At 57.7% G+C, this 19,733-nt stretch carries 12 protein-coding genes; 4 read left to right on the forward strand and 8 right to left on the reverse strand.

Translation table 11 applies throughout. The annotated features are described in order from the left end of the window. Window positions 1–31: 31 nt before the first annotated feature. Together phnD and SJY13_RS07500 are read right to left on the reverse strand one after the other, a co-directional pair. Window positions 32–1,006 (reverse strand): phosphate/phosphite/phosphonate ABC transporter substrate-binding protein, encoded by a 975-nt coding sequence (gene phnD, locus SJY13_RS07495; protein WP_299987282.1) that lies wholly within the window; start codon window positions 1,004–1,006, stop codon window positions 32–34. Between the two features lie 59 nt (window positions 1,007–1,065). Continuing rightward, complete coding sequence (locus SJY13_RS07500) at window positions 1,066–1,875, reverse strand: DeoR/GlpR family DNA-binding transcription regulator (protein ID WP_377189690.1); 810 nt, start codon at window positions 1,873–1,875, stop codon at window positions 1,066–1,068. 351 nt (window positions 1,876–2,226) lie between these two features. Here SJY13_RS07500 and SJY13_RS07505 point away from each other — a divergent pair, with 351 nt between their 5' ends. From SJY13_RS07505 to SJY13_RS07520, 4 genes are read left to right on the forward strand one after another with little or no spacing between them, the layout of a single operon-like run. Continuing rightward, on the forward strand, window positions 2,227–3,252 hold the full coding sequence (locus tag SJY13_RS07505) for an ABC transporter substrate-binding protein (protein WP_377189693.1): 1,026 nt from the start codon (window positions 2,227–2,229) through the stop codon (window positions 3,250–3,252). Beyond that, a complete protein-coding gene (locus SJY13_RS07510) occupies window positions 3,253–5,469 on the forward strand; it encodes an ABC transporter permease (protein WP_377189696.1) in 2,217 nt (738 codons plus the stop codon). Then, window positions 5,466–6,536, forward strand: coding sequence for an ABC transporter ATP-binding protein (locus SJY13_RS07515; protein ID WP_377189699.1), 1,071 nt, complete (start codon window positions 5,466–5,468; stop codon window positions 6,534–6,536). Before SJY13_RS07510 ends, SJY13_RS07515 begins: the two co-directional genes overlap by 4 nt. Next, entirely contained in the window at window positions 6,537–7,103 is a 567-nt protein-coding gene (locus SJY13_RS07520) for a histidine phosphatase family protein (RefSeq protein ID WP_377189702.1), read from the forward strand. It abuts the gene before it with no gap. A gap of 3 nt (window positions 7,104–7,106) precedes the next feature. Here the strand turns inward: SJY13_RS07520 and SJY13_RS07525 are convergent, their stop codons facing one another. The 6 genes from SJY13_RS07525 to SJY13_RS07550 all read right to left on the reverse strand — a co-directional run bounded on the left by SJY13_RS07525 (window position 7,107) and on the right by SJY13_RS07550 (window position 19,733). Then, complete coding sequence (locus tag SJY13_RS07525) at window positions 7,107–7,898, reverse strand: inositol monophosphatase family protein (protein WP_377189705.1); 792 nt, start codon at window positions 7,896–7,898, stop codon at window positions 7,107–7,109. A 487-nt stretch (window positions 7,899–8,385) separates the two neighbouring features. Next, a complete protein-coding gene (locus SJY13_RS07530; RefSeq protein ID WP_377189708.1) occupies window positions 8,386–9,093 on the reverse strand; it encodes an IS6 family transposase in 708 nt (235 codons plus the stop codon). Between the two features lie 148 nt (window positions 9,094–9,241). Continuing rightward, window positions 9,242–12,706 (reverse strand): hypothetical protein, encoded by a 3,465-nt coding sequence (locus tag SJY13_RS07535; protein WP_085822310.1) that lies wholly within the window; start codon window positions 12,704–12,706, stop codon window positions 9,242–9,244. Next, window positions 12,706–16,560, reverse strand: coding sequence for a hypothetical protein (locus tag SJY13_RS07540; protein ID WP_377189711.1), 3,855 nt, complete (start codon window positions 16,558–16,560; stop codon window positions 12,706–12,708). The genes SJY13_RS07535 and SJY13_RS07540 overlap by 1 nt, the downstream gene beginning before the upstream one ends. A gap of 3 nt (window positions 16,561–16,563) precedes the next feature. Continuing rightward, complete coding sequence (locus tag SJY13_RS07545; protein ID WP_377189714.1) at window positions 16,564–17,622, reverse strand: hypothetical protein; 1,059 nt, start codon at window positions 17,620–17,622, stop codon at window positions 16,564–16,566. After that, entirely contained in the window at window positions 17,619–19,733 is a 2,115-nt protein-coding gene (locus SJY13_RS07550; RefSeq protein ID WP_377189717.1) for a hypothetical protein, read from the reverse strand. The genes SJY13_RS07545 and SJY13_RS07550 overlap by 4 nt, the downstream gene beginning before the upstream one ends.

A 19,733-nucleotide genomic window follows, 5' to 3' on the forward strand; every position in this document is an offset into this window, starting at 1 on the left:
GCCCTTTCGGGCCCGCAGTATTGGCCAAAGGTCACTGGCAGGCGTAGGAGACGCCATTTGCTGCGTCAATTTTACGAATGACATCCCAGAATTCCTGATAGGTCATCTCAAGGAACTGGCCTTCGTTCGATTTCGAAAACTCAGCTTCAAGTGTCGTGCCCTCCCAGTCGAAGCTGAAGAAGGCATTGCGGATTGTCTCCTGCAGCTCGGGCGTCAGGTTGTAAACGGTGCCAAACCCAGTGGTCGGGAAAGTCTGCGATTTATAGATCGTAACAACATCATCTTCGTTGATCACGTCGCGCAAAATCATCCGCGACTTTACCGAGTTGGCAATCGAAGCCGCCAAGTAATCCTTGTTGGCCACGCCCAAGATCGAGTTGTCGTGTTTACCCGAGTAGACAGGTTCGAAATCACGCTCCGGCAGCAAATCAAAGTCGCTCTTCAAAATTGCTGATGGCGCTTTGAAACCTGAGTTGGATGTGGGGGAGGTAAAGGCCAGTTGCTTGCCTTTGATGTCCTCAACCTTTTCGATTCCCGAACCAGGAAAGGTAATGATTTCCATCTCATAGCCAAAATTACCGTCTTTCGAGGCCATGATCGTGAACGGCCGGAACCCGGCGCAGTTTACAGCCAAAGGGTTGGAACCAGTGTTGAAGCCCGCAATATGCAGACGCCCCGAACGCATCGCTTCGATCTGAGCTGCGTTGTTCTGAACCGGGAAAAAGACGACGTCCTTGCCGGTTTCCGCCTTCAAATGCTCAAGAAAGTCTGACCATGCGGTTTTGTAAACGGCGGGGTCTTCGACTGGTGTATATGCAAAAATCAAGGTGTCAGGGTCTATTTGCTCGGAGGGATCTGTTGGGATATCCGCGATCAAATCTCCGTCGGAGTCACAAAAACGCTCGTCCAAGTCACCGCGCGGACAATCCTGCGCCGAGGCTGTCCCCGAAAGCGACAGTAGCGCAATTGCAGATGCCCCAACCAATAGTTTGATGTTGATCTTCATGTTTTCCTCCCAGTTATGTGCGGCCTTTATCAGCCGCTGTTAGTCATTCCTTTTCGTTCTCAACCGGCAACGAGAATATCGACCTCGGCACCACCTATTGCATCGAGCAGTTCCCCGGTTGGTTTTGTGTCGGTGACTATGGAATCCAATTCGGCAAGATCGCCTACTTGAGACAGACCCTTGCGCTCAAATTTCCCGGAATCGATAAGAAGATGGCGTTTCGTAGCACGCGCCAGCATCATCCTCTTGATCGCCGCAAAGCCCCTTACCGTCTCTGACGGGCCTTCTACTGAGAAACCCGAGGAACCGATCATGCACCTGTCAACGTTGAAACGAGACAGGAATTCCAGTGTCTCGGTTCCGATCGTTGCAGATTCAGTTGCCAGGTATTCTCCGGGGCACAATAAGACCTGGGCAGCACCATGGCCAAGGGTCATCGCCACGGGGATTGAATTCGTGATCACCGTACAATGGATATCGAGAAATGCCAGCGCGCGTGCCATCTCTACAGTCGTCGAGCCGGAATCGACCATGACCGTTTCACCGTCCTGAACAAGCTCGGCCGCGCTGATTCCTATCCGTTCGCGCTCTTCGATCTGTGCGCCGGTCCGTTCTTCCAGACTTGGATAATGCCCTTGCACTGGGGCTGATGCCCCACCGTGCGCACGCGCGATCAGGCCTTCATTGGACAGGGCTTCAAAATCCCGGCGAACGGTCTCATTCGAAACGTTGAAACGCTGTGCCAACTCGTTGATGCGAACGTGCGGGCGTAGTTTCAATTCCAGCAGGATTTGCTGGCGTCTGTCGGACTTTTTTACCCGACCAGGACTTTTTTCAGATTTCTTACCGCGCGTTTTGGTTTTGGACATTCAACGACTCGAATATTTTCAGAACTCAATTTTGTGGGGTTTCGGGCATTTTGCAATAATTTTTGTTGCATAATCCTCATTTCGTAGTGAAAATTCACATGACATCAAAGATTTCACGGGACAGAGCAATATACGCAGGCTGATCAATTTCAAAATGAAAGACCGGGCGCATCGTTGGTTTTCTCTTGGTGAAGTTGGTGGTTGCAAAAAAATCCTGACGCATTTTCCAAAGGTTTTGACAGATAATCAGGAAGCCCCAACTATCTAAAAGAAAATTCGTAAGGCTGCATGAGGAAGGGCAAAAAAGAACCGGGAAACCCGGGCGAATTAAACCCAAAGGGAGGAAAAATAATGAAGAAACTAACATCCACTGCCGTCGGATCGCTGATTGCCTTGGCCGCGTCTTTGTCCGCGGCGCATGCTGAAAAGCTGACTTTCTATTGCTCAGCTCAAGAGGATTGGTGTCAGCTGATGGCACGTAGCTTCGAAGATGCAACTGGCATCGACGTGAACATGACCCGAAAGTCTTCGGGCGAGACATTTGCACAAATCCGTGCCGAAAGCTCGAACCCGAAAGGTGACGTTTGGTGGGGTGGTACGGGCGACCCGCATCTGCAGGCCGCCGAAGAAGGCCTGACGATGGAATACGTATCGCCGATGCGCGACCAGCTTCACGATTGGGCGATATCCCAGGCTGAAAGCGCGGGCAACAAGACGATCGGCATTTACTCAGGCGCGCTTGGGTATGGCTACAATGCCGACCTTGTCGCTGCAAACAACTTGCCCGAACCTGCCTGTTGGAAGGATCTTTTGAAGCCCGAATACAAGGGACACGTTCAGATGGCGAACCCGAACTCTTCAGGGACGGCCTATACAACGCTGGCCTCAATGGTGCAGATCTTTGGTGAGGATGAAGGCTTTGAGTTCATGAAAGGCCTGCATTCGAACATCAACCAGTATACCAAGTCCGGCTCTGCGCCGATCAAGGCCGCCGGTCGTGGCGAGAACACGATTGGTATCGTCTTCATGCATGACGCCGTAAAGCAGGCCGTGTCGGGGTTCCCGATCAAGGTCGTCGCACCATGCGAGGGCACGGGGTACGAAATTGGCTCAATGTCGATCATCGACGGCGCCCGCAACGAAGAAGAGGCGAAGAAGTTCTATGACTGGGCCCTGTCGCCCGAAGCTCAGAATCTTGCCCTTCAGGTCAATGCGTTTCAGGTGCCATCGAACAAGGGTTCGGAGACCTCAGAAAGCGCACCTGATATGAATCAGATCAAGCTGATTGACTATGACTTCAAAAAATATGGTTCCTCAGACGAACGGAAGCGTTTGCTGCAGAAATGGGACGAAGAGGTTTCGGTTCTGCCGCAGTAAATGACTGACACTACATCAAAAACGACCCATCCGGTCCTGATCTTCTGGATCATCGCCGGGTGGGTCGGATTCTGCCTGCTGCCCTGGTACATGGTCGACGGCGGCCTGTGGTCGTTCGAATGGCTCTTGGACGGCTACCCATTCGATGAGGATTATGCCCCTGCAGCTTTTCTGATTGGACAAGGTGAGAAACTATGGCTCGCTCCACTCCTGATCGCTCTCGCCCTACCGCTTTTGGTGTTGAAACGCGCCAAATCTGACCCGATTTATGCCCGCATTCTGGTACTCTCCGGAGCGCTCGGCTTCGGCTGGTTGATCGTTCAGGGTTTCAGCATTGGCATCAGAGGATTCAACTTCGACTGGTTGGAAACGATGATTGGCGACTTTGGCGACCGTCAGTTCGGCATGGGCTACGGCGCAATGATCTGCGCCTCGAGCTTTCTGTTCCTGCTCACTCAAGGTATCGCGGCGAGGGGTGCCATTAATGGTGATGTCTTCGTCGTAAGCGCTATTGGCGGTGTGATTACCATTGTCACCGCTTTTGTCTTTTTCCCCATCGCCAAGATGCTTTTCGCTGCTTTCATCACCGAAGACGGCGCTTATTCCATTGCGGTTTTCTTCTCGAAGTTCTTCGACGACCGGTTGTGGGGACTGGGGTGTTTTCAAGGTGCACGATGCGGTGCGGCCTGGAACTCACTTTTCTTGGCCATCCTCGTTGGCTTCATCACAACGATCCTCGGCCTATGCTTCGCGTTGGTCGTGACGCGCTCGGGTTTCCGCTACAAACGCGCGTTACGGGCTTTGACCGTTCTCCCGATAATCACTCCACCGTTCGTGATCGGCCTCGCGCTCATCCTTCTTTTTGGACTGTCCGGCTCTGTCACCCGGTTCTTTGCCGAATTACTCGGCACACAGCCGACGCGGTGGCTTTACGGAATGCCAGGCATCTTGATCGCGCAGACACTCGCGTTCACGCCGATTGCGTTTCTCGTGCTGATTGGCGTGGTTGAAGGCGTCTCTCCCTCGATGGAGGAAGCGGCCCAGACCCTGCGGGCCAGCAGATGGCAGACGTTCAAGACGGTTTCCTTGCCCCTGATGCGGCCCGGTCTTGCCAATGCCTTTCTTCTGGGCTTCATCGAAAGCATGGCCGACTTCGGCAACCCTCTTGTTTTGGGTGGGAATTTCGACGTGCTGTCGACCGAGATATTCTTTGCCATCGTCGGCGCTCAATACGATCAAGGGCGCGCTGCGGTTCTGGCAATGGTGCTTCTGTTCTTTACCCTTTCCGCCTTTTACGCGCAGCGCGTCTGGTTGGGAAAGAAGAGCTACACAACAGTCACCGGCAAAGGCGATGCGGGCGTGCATCCGCTGATGCCAACCGGCCTTTCGGTGCCTGTACTGCTCATCGCCTTTGGCTGGGCATTATTCACAATTATTGTCTATGCGATGATCATCTACGGCAGTGTAGTTGAGCTGTGGGGGGTCGATAATTCGCTGACGATCAAGCACTACATCACTGCATTCTCAGTCCGCTTTGAAGAAGAGGGAATTCGCTGGACCGGAGCCGCCTGGGACAGTTTCTGGACGACCATCACGATCGCGGCCATTGCTGCACCATTGACTGCCGCCGTTGGGCTGGTAACGGCCTATCTGCTGACCAGGCAAAGCTTTGCAGGCAAGAACGCTTTCGAATTCGGAACAATGTTGTCCTTCGCCATCCCCGGCACGGTCATCGGCGTTAGCTACATCCTTGCCTTCAACGTTCCGCCAATCGAAATCACTGGCACAGGTGTCATCCTCGTTGTCAGCTTCATCTTCCGCAATATGCCGGTTGGCGTTCGCGCCGGCATCGCGAGCATGTCGCAGCTGGACCGCAGCCTTGATGAATCCTCGCTGACCCTTGGCGCAAACTCATGGCAGACGTTCCGCAGTATCATCCTCCCGCTGTTGCGCCCTGCGATACTTGCTGCGCTTGTCTACAGTTTTGTACGTGCCATGACGGCAATCTCGGCCGTCATCTTTCTGGTCAGCGCGGAGTATGACATGGCAACCAGTTATATCATCGGTCGGGTCGAGAATAACGACTATGGCCTTGCTATCGCCTATTCGACGACGCTGATCTTCGTGATGCTCGCGGCGGTCGGCTTATTGCAACTTCTCGTTGGCCGGGTCCAGATTGGTCGACGCACGCAGCACGGAACGGAGACATCGCCATGACCGACACCAAAATCGGTTCCAAGGCCGCCCCGGTACGGTTTGAGAACGTGTCGAAAGTATTCGGCAAGGATGTGGTCGCCGTCGATAACATCAACCTCCACGTAGACGCAGGAAAGCTCGTTACGCTGCTTGGTCCGTCAGGCTGCGGAAAAACAACGACACTGCGCATGATTGCAGGGTTGGAGATGGCAAGTTCGGGCAAGGTCTTGATCGGTGATCGGGACGTGACCAAACTGCCAGCCACCGACCGCGATGTATCTATGGTGTTTCAGTCTTACGCGCTGTTCCCTCATATGAGCGTGTTAGAGAACGTGAAGTATGGCCTCACATTCTCGGGCTTTGCGAAGGATGAAGCGCGCAGTCGTGCCTTGTATGGCTTGGAGTTGGTTGGCCTACAGGGGTTTGACAACCGCCTTCCCTCAGAGCTATCCGGCGGCCAGCAACAACGTGTTGCCGTCGCACGCGCACTGGTGCTTGAGCCGCAAGTTCTGCTGTTCGACGAGCCGCTGTCCAACCTCGACGCCAAGCTTCGCCGTCAGGTGCGTGAGGATATTCGGGCGATACAGCAAGACCTTGGCTTGACAGTTGTTTACGTCACACACGATCAGGAAGAGGCACTGGCGGTCTCGGATGAGATTGTTGTTATGCGCAATGCAGCGATCGCTCAGATGGGTACACCGCGCCAGCTTTACGATGCCCCAAATGACCGGTTTGTTGCCGATTTCATCGGTGAGGCAAACCTACTGAGCTGCCAAATCGTAGATATTGATGGCGGCATGGCAACCATCGAAGTCGAAGGCTATCGCCACACGCTGCCACGTCGCGGTCTGTCCGAAGGACCGGCAACCATCGCCGTGCGACCCTCACGTTTGGTGATCGGTTCAGATCAAGGTATTCCAGCCACAGTGGCCAAGGCGACCTATGTTGGCGTTCGGATGGAATATACATTGAAAGGTGCATTCGGTCAGGTTTTTGCCGTTCAAGATGATGTCGACGCACCGCTAGAACCCGGCACTGAAATCATGATGGGTTTTGCTGACAAAGGGCCCGTGCTTTTGCCTGACTAAATGCCGAATCTCACGATCATCACACACCCCGAAGTCTCTATCGATCCGGCCATCCAGATAACAGATTGGGGCCTGAGTGTGACGGGCCGTAAACGCGCGACTGAATTTGCTTCCTGCGAGGCGTTGTCGAATGTCACGCAGATTTGGACCAGTAACGAGCGAAAGGCCCGCGAAACGGGTGAGATTCTTGCTGCACCACAAACGCTGCCCGTGAATTGTCACTTGGGTCTCGGTGAAAACGACCGCAGCGCAACCGGTTATTTGCCTCGAGACGATTTCGAGGCAGCGGCTGATGCCTTCTTTGCCCAGCCGGAAGTTAGCTATAGCGGTTGGGAAACAGCTGTCGAGGCGCAGAAACGCATTCATCGGACAATCACCGAGATTATCCAAATGCACGACGCCGGAGATATTGCAATCGTGACACATGGGGCGGTCGGCACATTGCTGTGGTGCGCACTCTCGGATTGTTCGATAGACCGCAAGCACGATCAGCCATCACAAGGCCATTTCTGGCAGGCAGATCTATTGACGCTCAAACCCTATTCAGGTTGGGTTTCGTTGGCATAAACGTTAGTCGTTCCAAGCGTTCTCTGCGATTTCAACCAAGGTCTCGAACACATCTGGTGTACCCACGATTACGCGCCCACCTTCGCGGATCATCACATCGGCGTTCTGATCCTCAACAATGCCACCCGCTTCCGAGACCAGCAATTGCCCAGCCAGACAATCCCAGGCATTCATGTGTTCTTCCACGTATCCCAAGAGTCGCCCAGCAGCGACGTAGGCCAATGATAACGCTCCACTGGCGTTTCTGTGAAACATAGCCCCGTGCTCGATTAAGTTCTCGACAATAGGTAAAACATGCCGGGTCTTAATCCGGTTCGAATACCCCACGGCGACTGTTCCGTCCCGCAGCGCCACCCCTGACGCAACGCGCATTGGGGATCCGTTAAGCGTCGCACCTTCTCCGCGCATCGCTACAAAGGTCTCATCCACATTTGGATCACGTATCACACCGACCTCAGTATGTCCTTCCGTGACACTAGCCAGAACAATAGTCCATGCAGGTATGCCGTTGACGAAATTCGTTGTCCCATCAATTGGGTCAATCACCCAGTCAAAACCGCTCTTACCAACAGTAGCCCCGTGCTCTTCACCGAGAATTCCATCATTGGGCCACGCCTTTGCAATCCTCTGACGAATAAAGGTTTCAACATTCTTGTCCGCCTCGCTCACCCAGTCCTGAGCACCTTTTTGATCAACGACAAGATTACCTCGATCCGCGAAATACTCTTCGGCAATTACCCCAGCCTCCTCGCAAACTTCGATGGCAAAATCTCTGCGTTCTGAAAGTCGAGACATGGGTGGTCCTTTTCCGAATAAAGAGCTGCCATGCAACAATGCAAGCTAATCGAATGCCTATCAATCAAAGAGTCATTTCGATTGTTTTCGGGAGCCGTTTCGGTGCCGCAAACCTAAAAATTTTAGTGTTGATGAACTCCTCCGCAAAAAACAGCAAGTCAATCATTAGCTAATTTTTGCACGCATTCGGGCTCAGGGCCGACTTACGATGGTGCAGCGTAGAATCCGAATTATTCACCATCTGAATGTCGGCTTTCTTGCCAGCGCCCTCATTGGTTCGCATTCACCGCGAATGTCAGCTTCCCGCCCTTCGGGCCCAATGGCTAAGGTTTCGCTGGGCGGCTCAAGGCCGACTATCGGCCTCGAACTTTGTTTTCTGTTCTACCGCCTTCTTACTCTCTCTCGATTACGCTCCCAACGTTCGATGTTGATCCGGTGCTGTCAGACGAATTCTAACCAGTCTCAGTTTGCCGCAGAAACCGTGAACCTATCCAGAACAGAGTTGACGCCACTCGGTAAGAGCGGCGCTGCGTGTCAACTTGAAGGTGTCTCGGCTGGTCAGCGATCTTTCCTGGTTGAAGTGGTTGTAGACGGAGGAATGGACGGACGCAAATTTCTGTAAACTTCGCATGCGCCTGAACCGCTGCATCGCGCGTTCGCGTCGTCGGAAAGGAAGGTGCGAATTCTCAACCCGGTTATTGAGCCACCTGCCCGTCTGTTGTTTTTCATTGGCGCCCAGCTCTCGGAGCGCGGCTCTGTATGAGGCGAAGCGATCCGTCACTACGTTTTCCGCTTTACCGTGGCGCTTCATCAATTTCTTGAGGAATTTCAGTGCTGCAGCTTTGTTTCGGCGTTTTGTGACAACGGCCTCAAGCACTTCACCTTCGTGATCGACGGCACGCCAGAGATAGTGGCGTTTGCCGTTCACTTTCACGAAAACCTCGTCAACGTGCCACTTCCACCTTGAAAAGGCTCGGAGTTGCTGAACCCGTTTTCTTCGGATCTCTGATGCAAACATCGGGCCGAACCTGTTCCACCAGTATCGGACAGTTTCGTGGCTCACATCGATGCCTCGCTCATGAAGCAGATCTTCTACATTCCGAAGCGAGAGCGGGAAACGGATGTACAACATCACAGCGAGGCGGATGATCTCGGGACTGGTCTTAAAGTATTTGAAAGAGGTAGGTTTGGTCATGTGCAAAATCTACGCAACCGCCCTGCACCGCTCAAGCAAAGTTCTTCTGACAAGACCCCCTAAACTTTGCAACGGAACCCTGCCGGATACTTGCACCAACGCAAATGCCGGTGCATCCGGCGATTGTTCTGTGGCGGAAAACAAGACGTCAGCTGCGCGTCAACCTGCGGGCGGCCACGTAGGCTGATCGGCGTAGAACCTGATCCAGATTGATGGTGGTTTCACTGCCGCGGGGCGAAATCTCGGCCGCGGTGAAGGGATGGTTCGTCGGATCGATGATCGAGATCAAGGTCACCATGTCGGGCGTCGCCTCGCCAGACACCCGCGTGAGATCCACGAAATCAAAATTTACCACACCGGGGCGGCGGAAGCTCAGCGGGGCGCTGGGGTTTTTTGCCTCAATCAGTTGCAGCGCCAATCCGGCCGTCGCAAGCGGGATCTGGCGCGGGGTCGTTGCACCGTTGACCCCGTTCATGAGCGCGTTGCGAAGGTTGGCGTCGACAGTGATCCCGCTCAACGGCGTCGCGGTCGGGTGACTGAGGGCGAAAAGATTGACCCGCATGCCGCTCGGATCCAGCGGCGTGACATGTCTGTGGTGAATCTGGACCAGGCAATCCATGTCGCTTTGCTCGATCGTGGTGGTCTGAGAAGTCGCTGTCGAGAAGAAGTATTCGTCCCACGGCCCGCTCGGTAAACTATTTGCGTAAAACAGGATGTCAGGGCTGCTGTCGACGGCCAGTGCCGGTCCGGGCGGCGCTGCCATGGGTTCAAAGACGGGATCGGGAAGCTCTCCTCGACCGCCATCAATGGGCACGGCACGAATATAGCTGCGCCCCACGGTATGTGGGGTTGGCGAGACGTCACGCTCCCAAACCCCAAGCGATACCAGCGCTGCCCGCAAATACACGCGCGCGTTTGCGTCCGTGCCAGACCGGAACAGCGACAAATCCTCGACCAGAGTTTGCGGGAGGCCTTCCATGATCGGGCGCCAGGTCCAGGACGGGTGTTCACCGGACGTATCAATTTGCCCTTCGAACACGCCGATACGGGTTCCGGCCCAGACAGTATTTGGCGTTTGACGGTCAACCAAAACGGAATGGACCGACGCAGGCGTGCCGGATCGTCCGGTGGCCGCGTTTGGCGGGGTTGTCCGCAGACCGGTTGGGTACCAGCGCCCGCTGCCATTGTACCACCAAAGCGTGTCATAATCGGTATCGGGCACCAATCCGCCGCTCTCATTGCGTCGTGTGCGCCCCGAAGTGGCAACATAGAACGCTGTATCCGTATGCGGCGCCAGATCGGTCCAAACCACCCCGTCGTTATAAGGCAGGTATTCCAGAAACGGGTCCGGCTCATCGTCGCCTGCTGATGTGCCCGAGGGCCGTTCTCCGCTGACGATCGCGTCAGTCAGCGAGGTCCAGCTCGACGTCGCTGCTGAAAACTCGAACACGCGAACGGTATATTTGCTGAGGACCGCGATGCGGGTTCCTGCCGAGGTTGACGGGTTCCCGGAATTCAGCACCTCAATCACTGCAACGGGGTCCCATTGGTTGTTGTAGGTCAGACGGTCCTGATTGATGTCATTGCCGGCATTTGTTCCTGGAATGGTCGCAGATTGCGTCGTATGCGGATCGCTGCCAGAGGGCAGAGTTCTCCAGGTCATCCAGGCTGTGCTTGGCGGCCCGCCTGCGCGCCAGTTGTCGGTCATCCAGATTCGATGCGTTCCGATGAATAGGCGCGCCATGTTGGCGTTCCTGCCCGGCAAAGCCAGCGGCCCGGAATAGAAGTTTGCAATCGAACTTTCATCCCTTTCTTTTTGCCAAAGAGCATTCCAGGCGCGGCGCAATGCGGGTCCGCGCGGTTGACGCGCCGGAATAAAGTCCCAGTCCGCATTGATATACTGTTTGACCACATGGTTGGGCTGGGTGGGATGATAGGCGCAGCCGCCGCCGTCACCACTGTCCCGGCGCTGCCAAAGTCCACCGCCCACGCGCTCGATAAAACCGTTGTCCTGCAGCCCTGCTATCAGGTGCTCATCAAGCGTCGGATGCGAGCGCAAATAGCCAGGCTCAAGCGTGGGTAGGCCGACATTTCGCGATGTCCCGCCGCCACTGGCGGTATCGGGGCGGGTATAGACACCCCCATCGCACCCAACCCAAATTGTAGCGCCCGCAGGCCGCAGAGCATGGACATCAGAATGGATGCCCCCCCCGACATAGGTCGGGTCGCTGACCGGCGGGCCGGAGATGGACACACCTGTGGTGCCTGCACTGGCTTGGTTCGCCAAGGTGAACCCTGCGTCCAGATCGCCCGCAGCCGCGGTGCCAGTGATTGGCAGCCGGTATATATGCGCCTCACCCCCTTTGCCTGCCCCCCCAACAAAGACAACATCGTTGCCAGAGCCATCATCAACAACCGCAAGGCTATTGTCGAAATGTGACTGGTCCGGCTTATTGATCAGGTAGTTGGTTCCATCAAAAGTCACGTTGGCGGTGTAGACGCCAAAGGGCCAATTGGCGATCGGCACCGCCGCGACCGGGGTGCCTGCAACACCTGCCGGTGTATGCGTCAGATCGATCAGCCACCCCGCTGCAAGTCCTTCCTTGCCCACAACAGGCTGCGTTTTCTTGCCAGCGACATAGATACGCCGCGGCTCGACCGGCGAGGCTGCAAAAACCAGGCGGTTGCCAGCCTCAAAATCGGTCGGCTCGATGCGCTGAAACGTCCCCGTGGGCCCCGAGGTTGAATGCCAGACCCCATCTACCGCATCGCCAACCCCCATCAACGCGACGAATAACCCTTGCACCGTCCAGAGCACGTCCGTGCACGCCCCTTCGATGTCCCGGCCAAATTGGCCGCCAGTAAAGTCTTGATAGGTCCAGGTGGCGTCTTCAACGAATGGCCCGTCGCGCACAAACAGACCATGCGACGTGGCCGCGACGATGCGGGCGGTATCGGCCGCGGTTTGGGTCAGCGGTGTTGCCGGATCGCGGGCCAGGCGATAGACACCCATCCCGATCAGATTGACCGCCTCGCGCTGCCACCGGTTGGTCCCCAAATTGGCAAGCGTGGCCCCCACGGTCCCGTTTAACCGCAACACACCGATGCCGCCGTGTTTGGTGCCAGCGCGCGGGGCAAATCTTGGCTTCAACTCGCCGGTGCCAACATAAATCACATCGTCATTTGCGGTTGCACCCCATTCCACCAAAAGGGCGCCGACCGTCAGGATCAAATCGTCCCGGCTGGTCGCGCCCGAAAGGGCCCAGCTTGCCAGCGGGTCCCAGCTCGCGCCGCCGTCCTGCGTGGTCCAAACACCTCCGTTTGCGGCCCCTGCGTAAGCTCTTTGGCCACCCGGGTGCACCGCCAGGTCACGGATGCGGCCTGCTACGGTCGGAGATCCCGTGCCTGTACTCTGTCGCAGGATCGTGGGGCCCATGGGCAGCCATTGGCGCTCGGCTTCAAAACCGGCAGTGACGACATCCCCAAGCGCGTCCAAATCGCCCAAGCCACCAGGCACCGCAGTATCGGCATCGCGTGCGCTGTTGGCCTCGGCGCGCATTGCCACTGTTTCAGGCACTTTGCGCAGATCGGGGGGCCAGTCATATCGTGCCATCAACCCGTTCCTCCTTCGTCGTCTCCTCCTTCGCCGATGCGAATCCATCCTTCCTCGACCGAGACGGGTCCATCCGGCAGAATTGCGGCCTGGGTTGCCGCCAGTATCGGGTCATCCCGCCAGGTGATCGGCGTGTTACGGCGGGTCCATCGCTGGTCTTTGCCAAAGGCCGCAATCTTTGGCAGCCGGACTTTGTCTGGGTCGATAAGCACCGGGCCTATTCGGGCCGAAGGGGCAATCCGTTCAAGCCCCGGCGCCACCCAATCGCGCAAAAGCTCCAGAGATTTGCGCGGCAGGATGCCCGTCGTGGCGTTCACGCGCCCCGCCGGGTTCATCAGCAGTGTCAGTTGGACCCGTTGACCGGAATGCACGTTCAAACGCCCACCGCCTTCGATATAGGGCGACGAAAGCGGTGAGGGCTGAGCCAAGGTTGCGGACCCCAGAACCGCCCGAAATCCGCGACCTGCGCCGGTCCTGGGTGCCTGTTCCGCCACCGTTTTCTCGATCAACCTAAAGCGGCGGAAATCATCGCCGACGAAATAGCCGTAAAGCCCATCATGTCCTTTTGCCACTTCACCCAACGCGACCTCAAAAGCCCGGGATTTGACAGCCTCAAAAACACCCGTTTCGCTTAGAAGTTTGGAAAGCCCAATGGCCGTCTCATCGAAGGCATCGATCTTCGAAAGGTCCGTCGGGATATCCAGCCAGAGCGTGGCGCGTACCACTGCCACGGGGCGGCCCACCAGGCCCGCAATCGTTGCGTCCGATTGGACCTGTGCTTCGTCCACCCCCCACATCGTCGTATCGACGGCACGCAAAAAGGCCGACAGCGCGCTTTCATCATCAACCAGATCGGGATCTTGCAGGCGCAGGGCGTCCACATCGATCATCCCGCGGGCAATCTCGCCCAACACGCGGGCCGCAGGCGGCAGGTCTTGTTGCGGGTCATTCACCGCAGGTCCGGGCCGCCCGACCGCACCTTCCCAGACCAGCCCGTTGGTCACCGGATCTTGCAGCAACTCACCCAATGGATTACCCGCCGCATCGAACATCTCGACGGATTCGTCGATGAAATCCGGCAGGATATAGCCCGCGATGGGGTTCACACCGCGTGAGGGGTCGGATTGGTCAAGCTGCGCCTCGGCGGGCGTGTCAGAGGCATCGGCGGGATCAACAAACCGGAACATCAATCTGGCCGGAAGCGAAAGCCGTGGTGGCAATTCCAGCGCCGGACGGCCATCTTCGTCCTTGCTGGACAGCGCATGCGGGCGCACCACTCGTTCGGTATCAAGGTCTCGGAAGCGGCCAAAACAATCGATGACACGCGCACGCAGCAAAGAGATGCGCCCGCTGGCAATGAGGCGCGGCAACCCGGCGTCGCGCAAGGGCTCAGGCACGACCATGGATACTTCGCGCTCTTGCCCATCTGGCGCGGGCTCCAGGCCCAACCAAACATCGCCAAGCTGGTCCAGCGTTACCGAGCCGGTATCGGCATCTTCCAGAAACACTTTTAACTCCGCCAGGCGCGCTGCGTGTTCATCCGAAATCTCGCCCAGTTCGTCCTCGTCGCGTTCGTGTTCCGCATCAAGGTAATCGGCAATCAGCGCTTTCCAGGCATCGTGCAGGCCGTCGGTGATCGGTGCCCGGCCGCGCAGGACCAATGCCCTGCCATCACCCTCAGAGCGCCCGGCAAACTCGATCCGTCCAAGCGACCAGCCGGCCAGATCACTTCCCGGCTCCAGTCGCGCTTCCCATTCCAGCCAGACCGGCAGCCAGGGTTGTGCCCATGAGGTCACCCCAACGGGGCTTGGCTCTCGGCCTTCGGCCAGAGAATGGCGCAGCAACTCGTCGCGAATGATCCCCTGGGCATGGGGCGGGGCCGTCGCGGCCAGGGCGGGCGTTCCATCATAGACACCGTCACTTGTGAACCGCAGTGCAGTTTCTCCGCGTAGCCTTGTTTGCACGGCGACGGCCTCTGCATTATTGGTTGTGCGGCGCTGGATGGCGGCTTGCTTCCACGGATCAAGGTAGGGATCCAGAAGGAAACTATTCTCTATCAGGCGCCGGACCAGCTGGGGCAAATTGCTGCGGTTGGGCAGATCGGGAAGGTAATCTCGTGCCACAAACCGACGGCCATAGGCGACCTGCAATTCGCGCGCCCAGAGGCATTCAAGTTTACCGTCGCTCGAAAACCGCCCGTCGTTAAATCGGTTTGAGCGTTTGAAATTCCGCAGGCCCAGGATAGGCGCGGTGGCGCGATGATAACGCGGCGCGGGTCTTTGAATGCGTCTGGTGACCGGACCTTCGCGGCCATCGTCAACGCCAAACCGCTTGTCCTTGGCGCGTTTCGCGCTCTGGCGTAACTTGAAACGACCCGCATCTGTGCGGCCGGGTCGCGCGCCCAGCCACATGACCTCGGCCTCAGGCGGAGACGGTGAGGCAAGGCGTGCCGTTTTGGTGCGCAACGGACGGCCTGCCTGTATATCCGCTTGCCGCCGTTCGACGATGACATCTTCGTAAAATTCGGTGCCGCGAAACGCCTCGAACCCGTCTCCGTGTTCGGCTTCGTCCAGCGCCACCAGCCCATCCGGCTCGCCCAGCCGGCGGATCATTCCGTTGGCCACGGCAGTCAAAAGGCTTTCTGAGAACTCCAGCTCATCGCTGTCATCCAGGCCAAAAGTTTTGGACACCTGCGATGCGATCAATCGCTCTAATGTGGGGGCAAGCGCGACTTCTATGGCCTCACTGCGCGGCGCCAGATCCTTGCCGACAGGTCCTGTCAGCCGGACACCAAAAACGGACCCATGCAACAGCGTGTTAAACTGCCCGACATGCAACGGAACGGTCAAAATTTCCGGCCGCGCCGCGACATATCCGGTCGCCAAGGCACTTTGCGAACTGGAGAACGCCAGGGCAGAGGCAACCTCGGTCAAGCGCAGATCAGAGGTAACCGATGCCGCGGCAACCCCCAAAGCATCCGCCCTGCCCGTATCATTGGTTGATTGTTGACGCTGGGCGATAAACTGATTGTTCACTGCGTTAACCGCGCTCACCTGTTGGGCAACGGCCCCGTCCATCGGCGCGGGCGACGCGGTCCAGCCCAGCGAGTTGAGCACACGCGACACCGAAAACGGCCAATAGCTGGACGAAAGCGGATCAGAGGCGCGCTCGGACCACCAGCCGACCACAACATAACTCGCCAACCGGGACGTGATGGTGTTGGCATTCACACCCTCAAGCGGATCGAAAAACGAAAACCGGTTGCGGGTGGCATCATAACCAGCCGTCCAGCTGGGTGATCCGCCCACAACCCCGTCCAGCGCCTCGGGATCAAGCTGGTCACCATCGCCCAGGCTGGGGCCCTCCGGGAAATCTTCCAACTCATAAACCTGACCGGTTTCCGACGCGACCACCCAGGCCTTCAGCGTCATCAGCGCCGAATTGGCGGGGCCGGTCATGCGCACCACAAGCCAGCGGTTCGGCAGGCTGCGCAACTGCAAGCCTTGTTCGTCGTCATCCGCCAATTCTCCCTGCAACAAGCCATCGGGCAACGCCCAGTGCAGATGGATACCCGGCGCCCGTTCCTCTGGGTCCGAGAATGGCGGTGTGGGGATGTCTTCTTCGCTGGCCGGGCCGCCCAATTCCATTGGCAGGCGCACATATTCTTCACTGTGGTTCGCCGGCACATAAAGCGCTCGAACATCAACAGGCACGACCAGCGCTGGCGGCGGAGGCGGTGGTATGGCAAACTGGTCGAGCCGATTGACAGCCGTATCGCCCAAATGCACCGCCATGCTCCAGGCCGGGCGGGCCAGAAGTGCTTGCATTAACCTTGGATCGATCGGGTCGGCCATGGGTCAATCCTCTTCCAGGCGCTGGCGCAAGATGTTTTCGAAATCTGCAACAACCGCTACATTTGGAACAAAGGCCGCATCCTGAAATTGCGGCGTGGTTGTGCTTTGGGCAAAGACCTGGCGGTACGGGAACCGCAGCATCTGCATGGCAAATTCTGCCCCATCGATATCTTCGCCGAAATCCTCGCCCGGGATTGGCGCCGTCATACCTGTGCCATCCGCGTCCGCAAAAGCCCGGGCTGTGTTGGACAGATCAAGCACGCCCGCCGCGCCGCGCCGGAACCGCACGGGGATTTGTGCGGCCAGGGTCGATGGCGCGGTCGGATCATCCTCGTCCGGCACGACAGGCGCGCCCGCGTCATCCACATAACCGGCCGTGCGCACGTCTCGCGCCGGAACAAATGCGCGCCACCGGCCGGACGATTGCTCTTCCAGACGCACGCCGAATTGCAGGCCCTGCCGCGGCTCTTCGATGTGCAGAACGTTGGGGATGCCGTCAAAAAGCGCCAAAATTACCGAAGGAGCAAGCCGTTCAAGGCGCAGCAGCTTGATCCGGTCCGAATTGGATTCGGGCAGAACCTCTTCGTCATGATCGGCAGGTTCCGTGTCATAGGCGCGGATATGCATGCCCGGCCAACCCGCCACCGCCGCCGACCGCATCAGAAACCCGGTCACAACCCCGGCCGTTCCGGTCAGCGTCGGTTCCGAACCGGGTGATCGGACGCGGCGCTCTGCCTCGTCAATTTCTTCTTCGATCTTGGGATAGAGCTTTTCCAACTGTGCCCGCTCCAGCGAATTGGCGGTGCCGACACTCAACGCGCCTTGCACCAGCGCATCCGTCCACGCGCGATCGAGATAGAAGAACCTGATGGATTCAACGGGTAGAAGATCCGCATCGGGCACAAGGGTGTTAAACGGCACACCCTCCAACATCCGCAGGCGCGCCAGAAACTCCAACACGCTGTCGGTGGCCACCGTCTCGCCATCAGGTGATGCCAGGAAGAGTTCATGTTCCAGAGCGGCACGTGCCTGGGCGACCCCAAGGGTCTCACTAAGGCTCATCGTCGGTTCCTTTCCAATCGGTCTTCCAAAAAGATATCGAGGTCATCGATGTCACCAACCGCACCGAGATCGCCACTGGCCAGCGCATCAGCACCGATGGCAAATTCCACCAGTTGTTTGAGCCCGACATCCAGCCTATCGACCAGCTCAGTCTCAAGCCTACGGTCCAGAGTCACCTCTCCAGTGCCAGAAACCAAGGGTTTCGCGGCCATAAGCGCCGTCACCGAGGCAGTATCGGTGGGCCGCGCCTTCAGCCCTTCAAGCACCCCTGGATCAAGCTCAAGCCCCTGAACCAAGAACTCCAGCGGATCACCTTCAAGGTTGGGCACGGGGTTTCCGGCGTCGACCCGGGGCCGGAGCGTGGCAATGGTTTTCTCTGGCGCCTCTGCCAAGACGCGGATCAAATCCGCTTCCAGGGCCCGCGCGAAACGCCCTCGGACCAAATTTTCCAAAACGCTTGGATCGACGGTCGCCACGCCGCCGGCAAAGAGGCCAAGATTTCCCACCACCGCAAAATCGAGCCCTGTCTTGGCGCGCGCGGCGCCGAACCGTTCGGCCCGCCAACGTTTGAGCGCCGCGATGAAAGACGGTTGCGAAAGCGCCAAAAGTCGCCCGGTCTCAAACGCCACTGCCAGCGAGACGTCTTCCTCTCCACTGGGGGTCATCAGGCGCAAATGGTCGCTCACATGCGCCAACGCGTCATCACCGACGCCGGGAATGTCACGGCGCACCCGCACCGGTGAAAACGGGCCACGGTACCAAGCGGTTTCACCGTCTCCGACGCGCGTTCGATACGGCAGGGTCAGATGGCCGCTTTCCGCCACGTCCAGAGGCAATCGGGTGGATGGCGCCGCGCCGGAATCCGCGCCGCCGCGATCAGGCGTGCAGTCAGCCAGAGGTCGCGCAAAACCGCTGCCGGTGCGCCGGCCCAAGAGCCCGACATCCAGATTCCGCATCAGCTGCTCAAAACTACCGGCCCCACTGCAGGTGAACCGCCAGGAGGTCAGTACAGGAAACCGTAGTATCCGTTCCTGAAACACGACCTGTGGCGGAATGGAGAAGCCACCAAACACGCCTTTCACCTGAAAGCTGTTCTCCAACGCGCCGCTTTCCAGCGCGCTGAAATCGCCGTCAAGCATCGCCGCCGAGCTGATGGGTCCCAGTGCGCTGACGCCGTCTTCATTGGCGCTGGCCCGGTCGAAGAGCGCCCCGTCGTGAAACACCACTTCGCCGCGTCGGATCGCTTCGGCCATGGCGTCACCGTCACGCACATCCAGGTTGCGCGGCTCTGGCACCGCTTTCAGCGGTATCGCTGCACCATCAGAGATCGCGGCGTTCACGGCTGTCAGCTCGGTACTGAAAACCAGGTCCGAGAGGTCAAAAAAGTTGCGCGGCGGCAAGGGTTCTGGCAATTCGCCCAGCTGACCTTCAAGATTGATCAGACAGGCCGTGTATGCCTTGGGCCGACAATTCTCGCGATCGAACTGAGGCATGCGATTGGAAATGACCACCGCCAGAAAGCCATCATCATCACCCATCGCGGCCTCGGTATCGTCGATATTGACCTCGCGCACATGGGTCAAAAGCGGCAAATCTTCGACCGTGGGGAAAACATTTCGAACCACAGATACTGGGACCGACAACCGTGTCGCCGTCGGCACGTCTTTGTCGCCGGGCAGATCGACACCTTCGCTTACGCAATCCTGCCAGGGAATGTCATGCTCGATCTGACCCTCGCCTTCGGCAATCACCACCAGGGCCAGCCAGGGTGTGCGCTCACTGGTGATCTGATCTCCAAACGCGGTCTCATCTGGTGCTGCCTTGCGATCCCACGGCAGGGTTTTCTTCTTGAGCACAATCTGCGGCAGCCGGGCCTCATAAGCGCCTTCGGAATTGGCCGGCGGGAAAGTCATAAGTGCTTGATCGGGCGGTAGTTTTAATCGGGGTGCCGTCACGTTGAAATGAGTTTGAAGCGGGCGGACAGCCAGCTCATCTACGTCGACGCCATCTTCTTCGGCCTCGATTTTCAGATCGCCTTGCAGCCGGTACTTCCCCGCCTCCAGCGCTGGGACAATGCTGTCATAGAGAAAGAAACGCCCTCGCGCGACCAT

This window comes from Ruegeria meonggei (genome assembly GCF_042768335.1).
GTDB lineage: Bacteria > Pseudomonadota > Alphaproteobacteria > Rhodobacterales > Rhodobacteraceae > Ruegeria > Ruegeria meonggei.

Excerpts from the sequence above, each read along its gene's own strand:
- phnD (WP_299987282.1), bottom strand. The coding sequence starts at position 1,006 with ATGAAGATCAACATCAAACTATTGGTTGGGGCATCTGCAATTGCGCTA.
- SJY13_RS07500 (WP_377189690.1), bottom strand. The coding sequence starts at position 1,875 with ATGTCCAAAACCAAAACGCGCGGTAAGAAATCTGAAAAAAGTCCTGGT.
- SJY13_RS07505 (WP_377189693.1), top strand. The coding sequence starts at position 2,227 with ATGAAGAAACTAACATCCACTGCCGTCGGATCGCTGATTGCCTTGGCC.
- SJY13_RS07510 (WP_377189696.1), top strand. The coding sequence starts at position 3,253 with ATGACTGACACTACATCAAAAACGACCCATCCGGTCCTGATCTTCTGG.
- SJY13_RS07515 (WP_377189699.1), top strand. The coding sequence starts at position 5,466 with ATGACCGACACCAAAATCGGTTCCAAGGCCGCCCCGGTACGGTTTGAG.
- SJY13_RS07520 (WP_377189702.1), top strand. The coding sequence starts at position 6,537 with ATGCCGAATCTCACGATCATCACACACCCCGAAGTCTCTATCGATCCG.
- SJY13_RS07525 (WP_377189705.1), bottom strand. The coding sequence starts at position 7,898 with ATGTCTCGACTTTCAGAACGCAGAGATTTTGCCATCGAAGTTTGCGAG.
- SJY13_RS07530 (WP_377189708.1), bottom strand. The coding sequence starts at position 9,093 with ATGACCAAACCTACCTCTTTCAAATACTTTAAGACCAGTCCCGAGATC.
- SJY13_RS07535 (WP_085822310.1), bottom strand. The coding sequence starts at position 12,706 with ATGGCACGATATGACTGGCCCCCCGATCTGCGCAAAGTGCCTGAAACA.
- SJY13_RS07540 (WP_377189711.1), bottom strand. The coding sequence starts at position 16,560 with ATGGCCGACCCGATCGATCCAAGGTTAATGCAAGCACTTCTGGCCCGC.
- SJY13_RS07545 (WP_377189714.1), bottom strand. The coding sequence starts at position 17,622 with ATGAGCCTTAGTGAGACCCTTGGGGTCGCCCAGGCACGTGCCGCTCTG.
- SJY13_RS07550 (WP_377189717.1), bottom strand. The coding sequence starts at position 19,733 with ATGGTCGCGCGAGGGCGTTTCTTTCTCTATGACAGCATTGTCCCAGCG.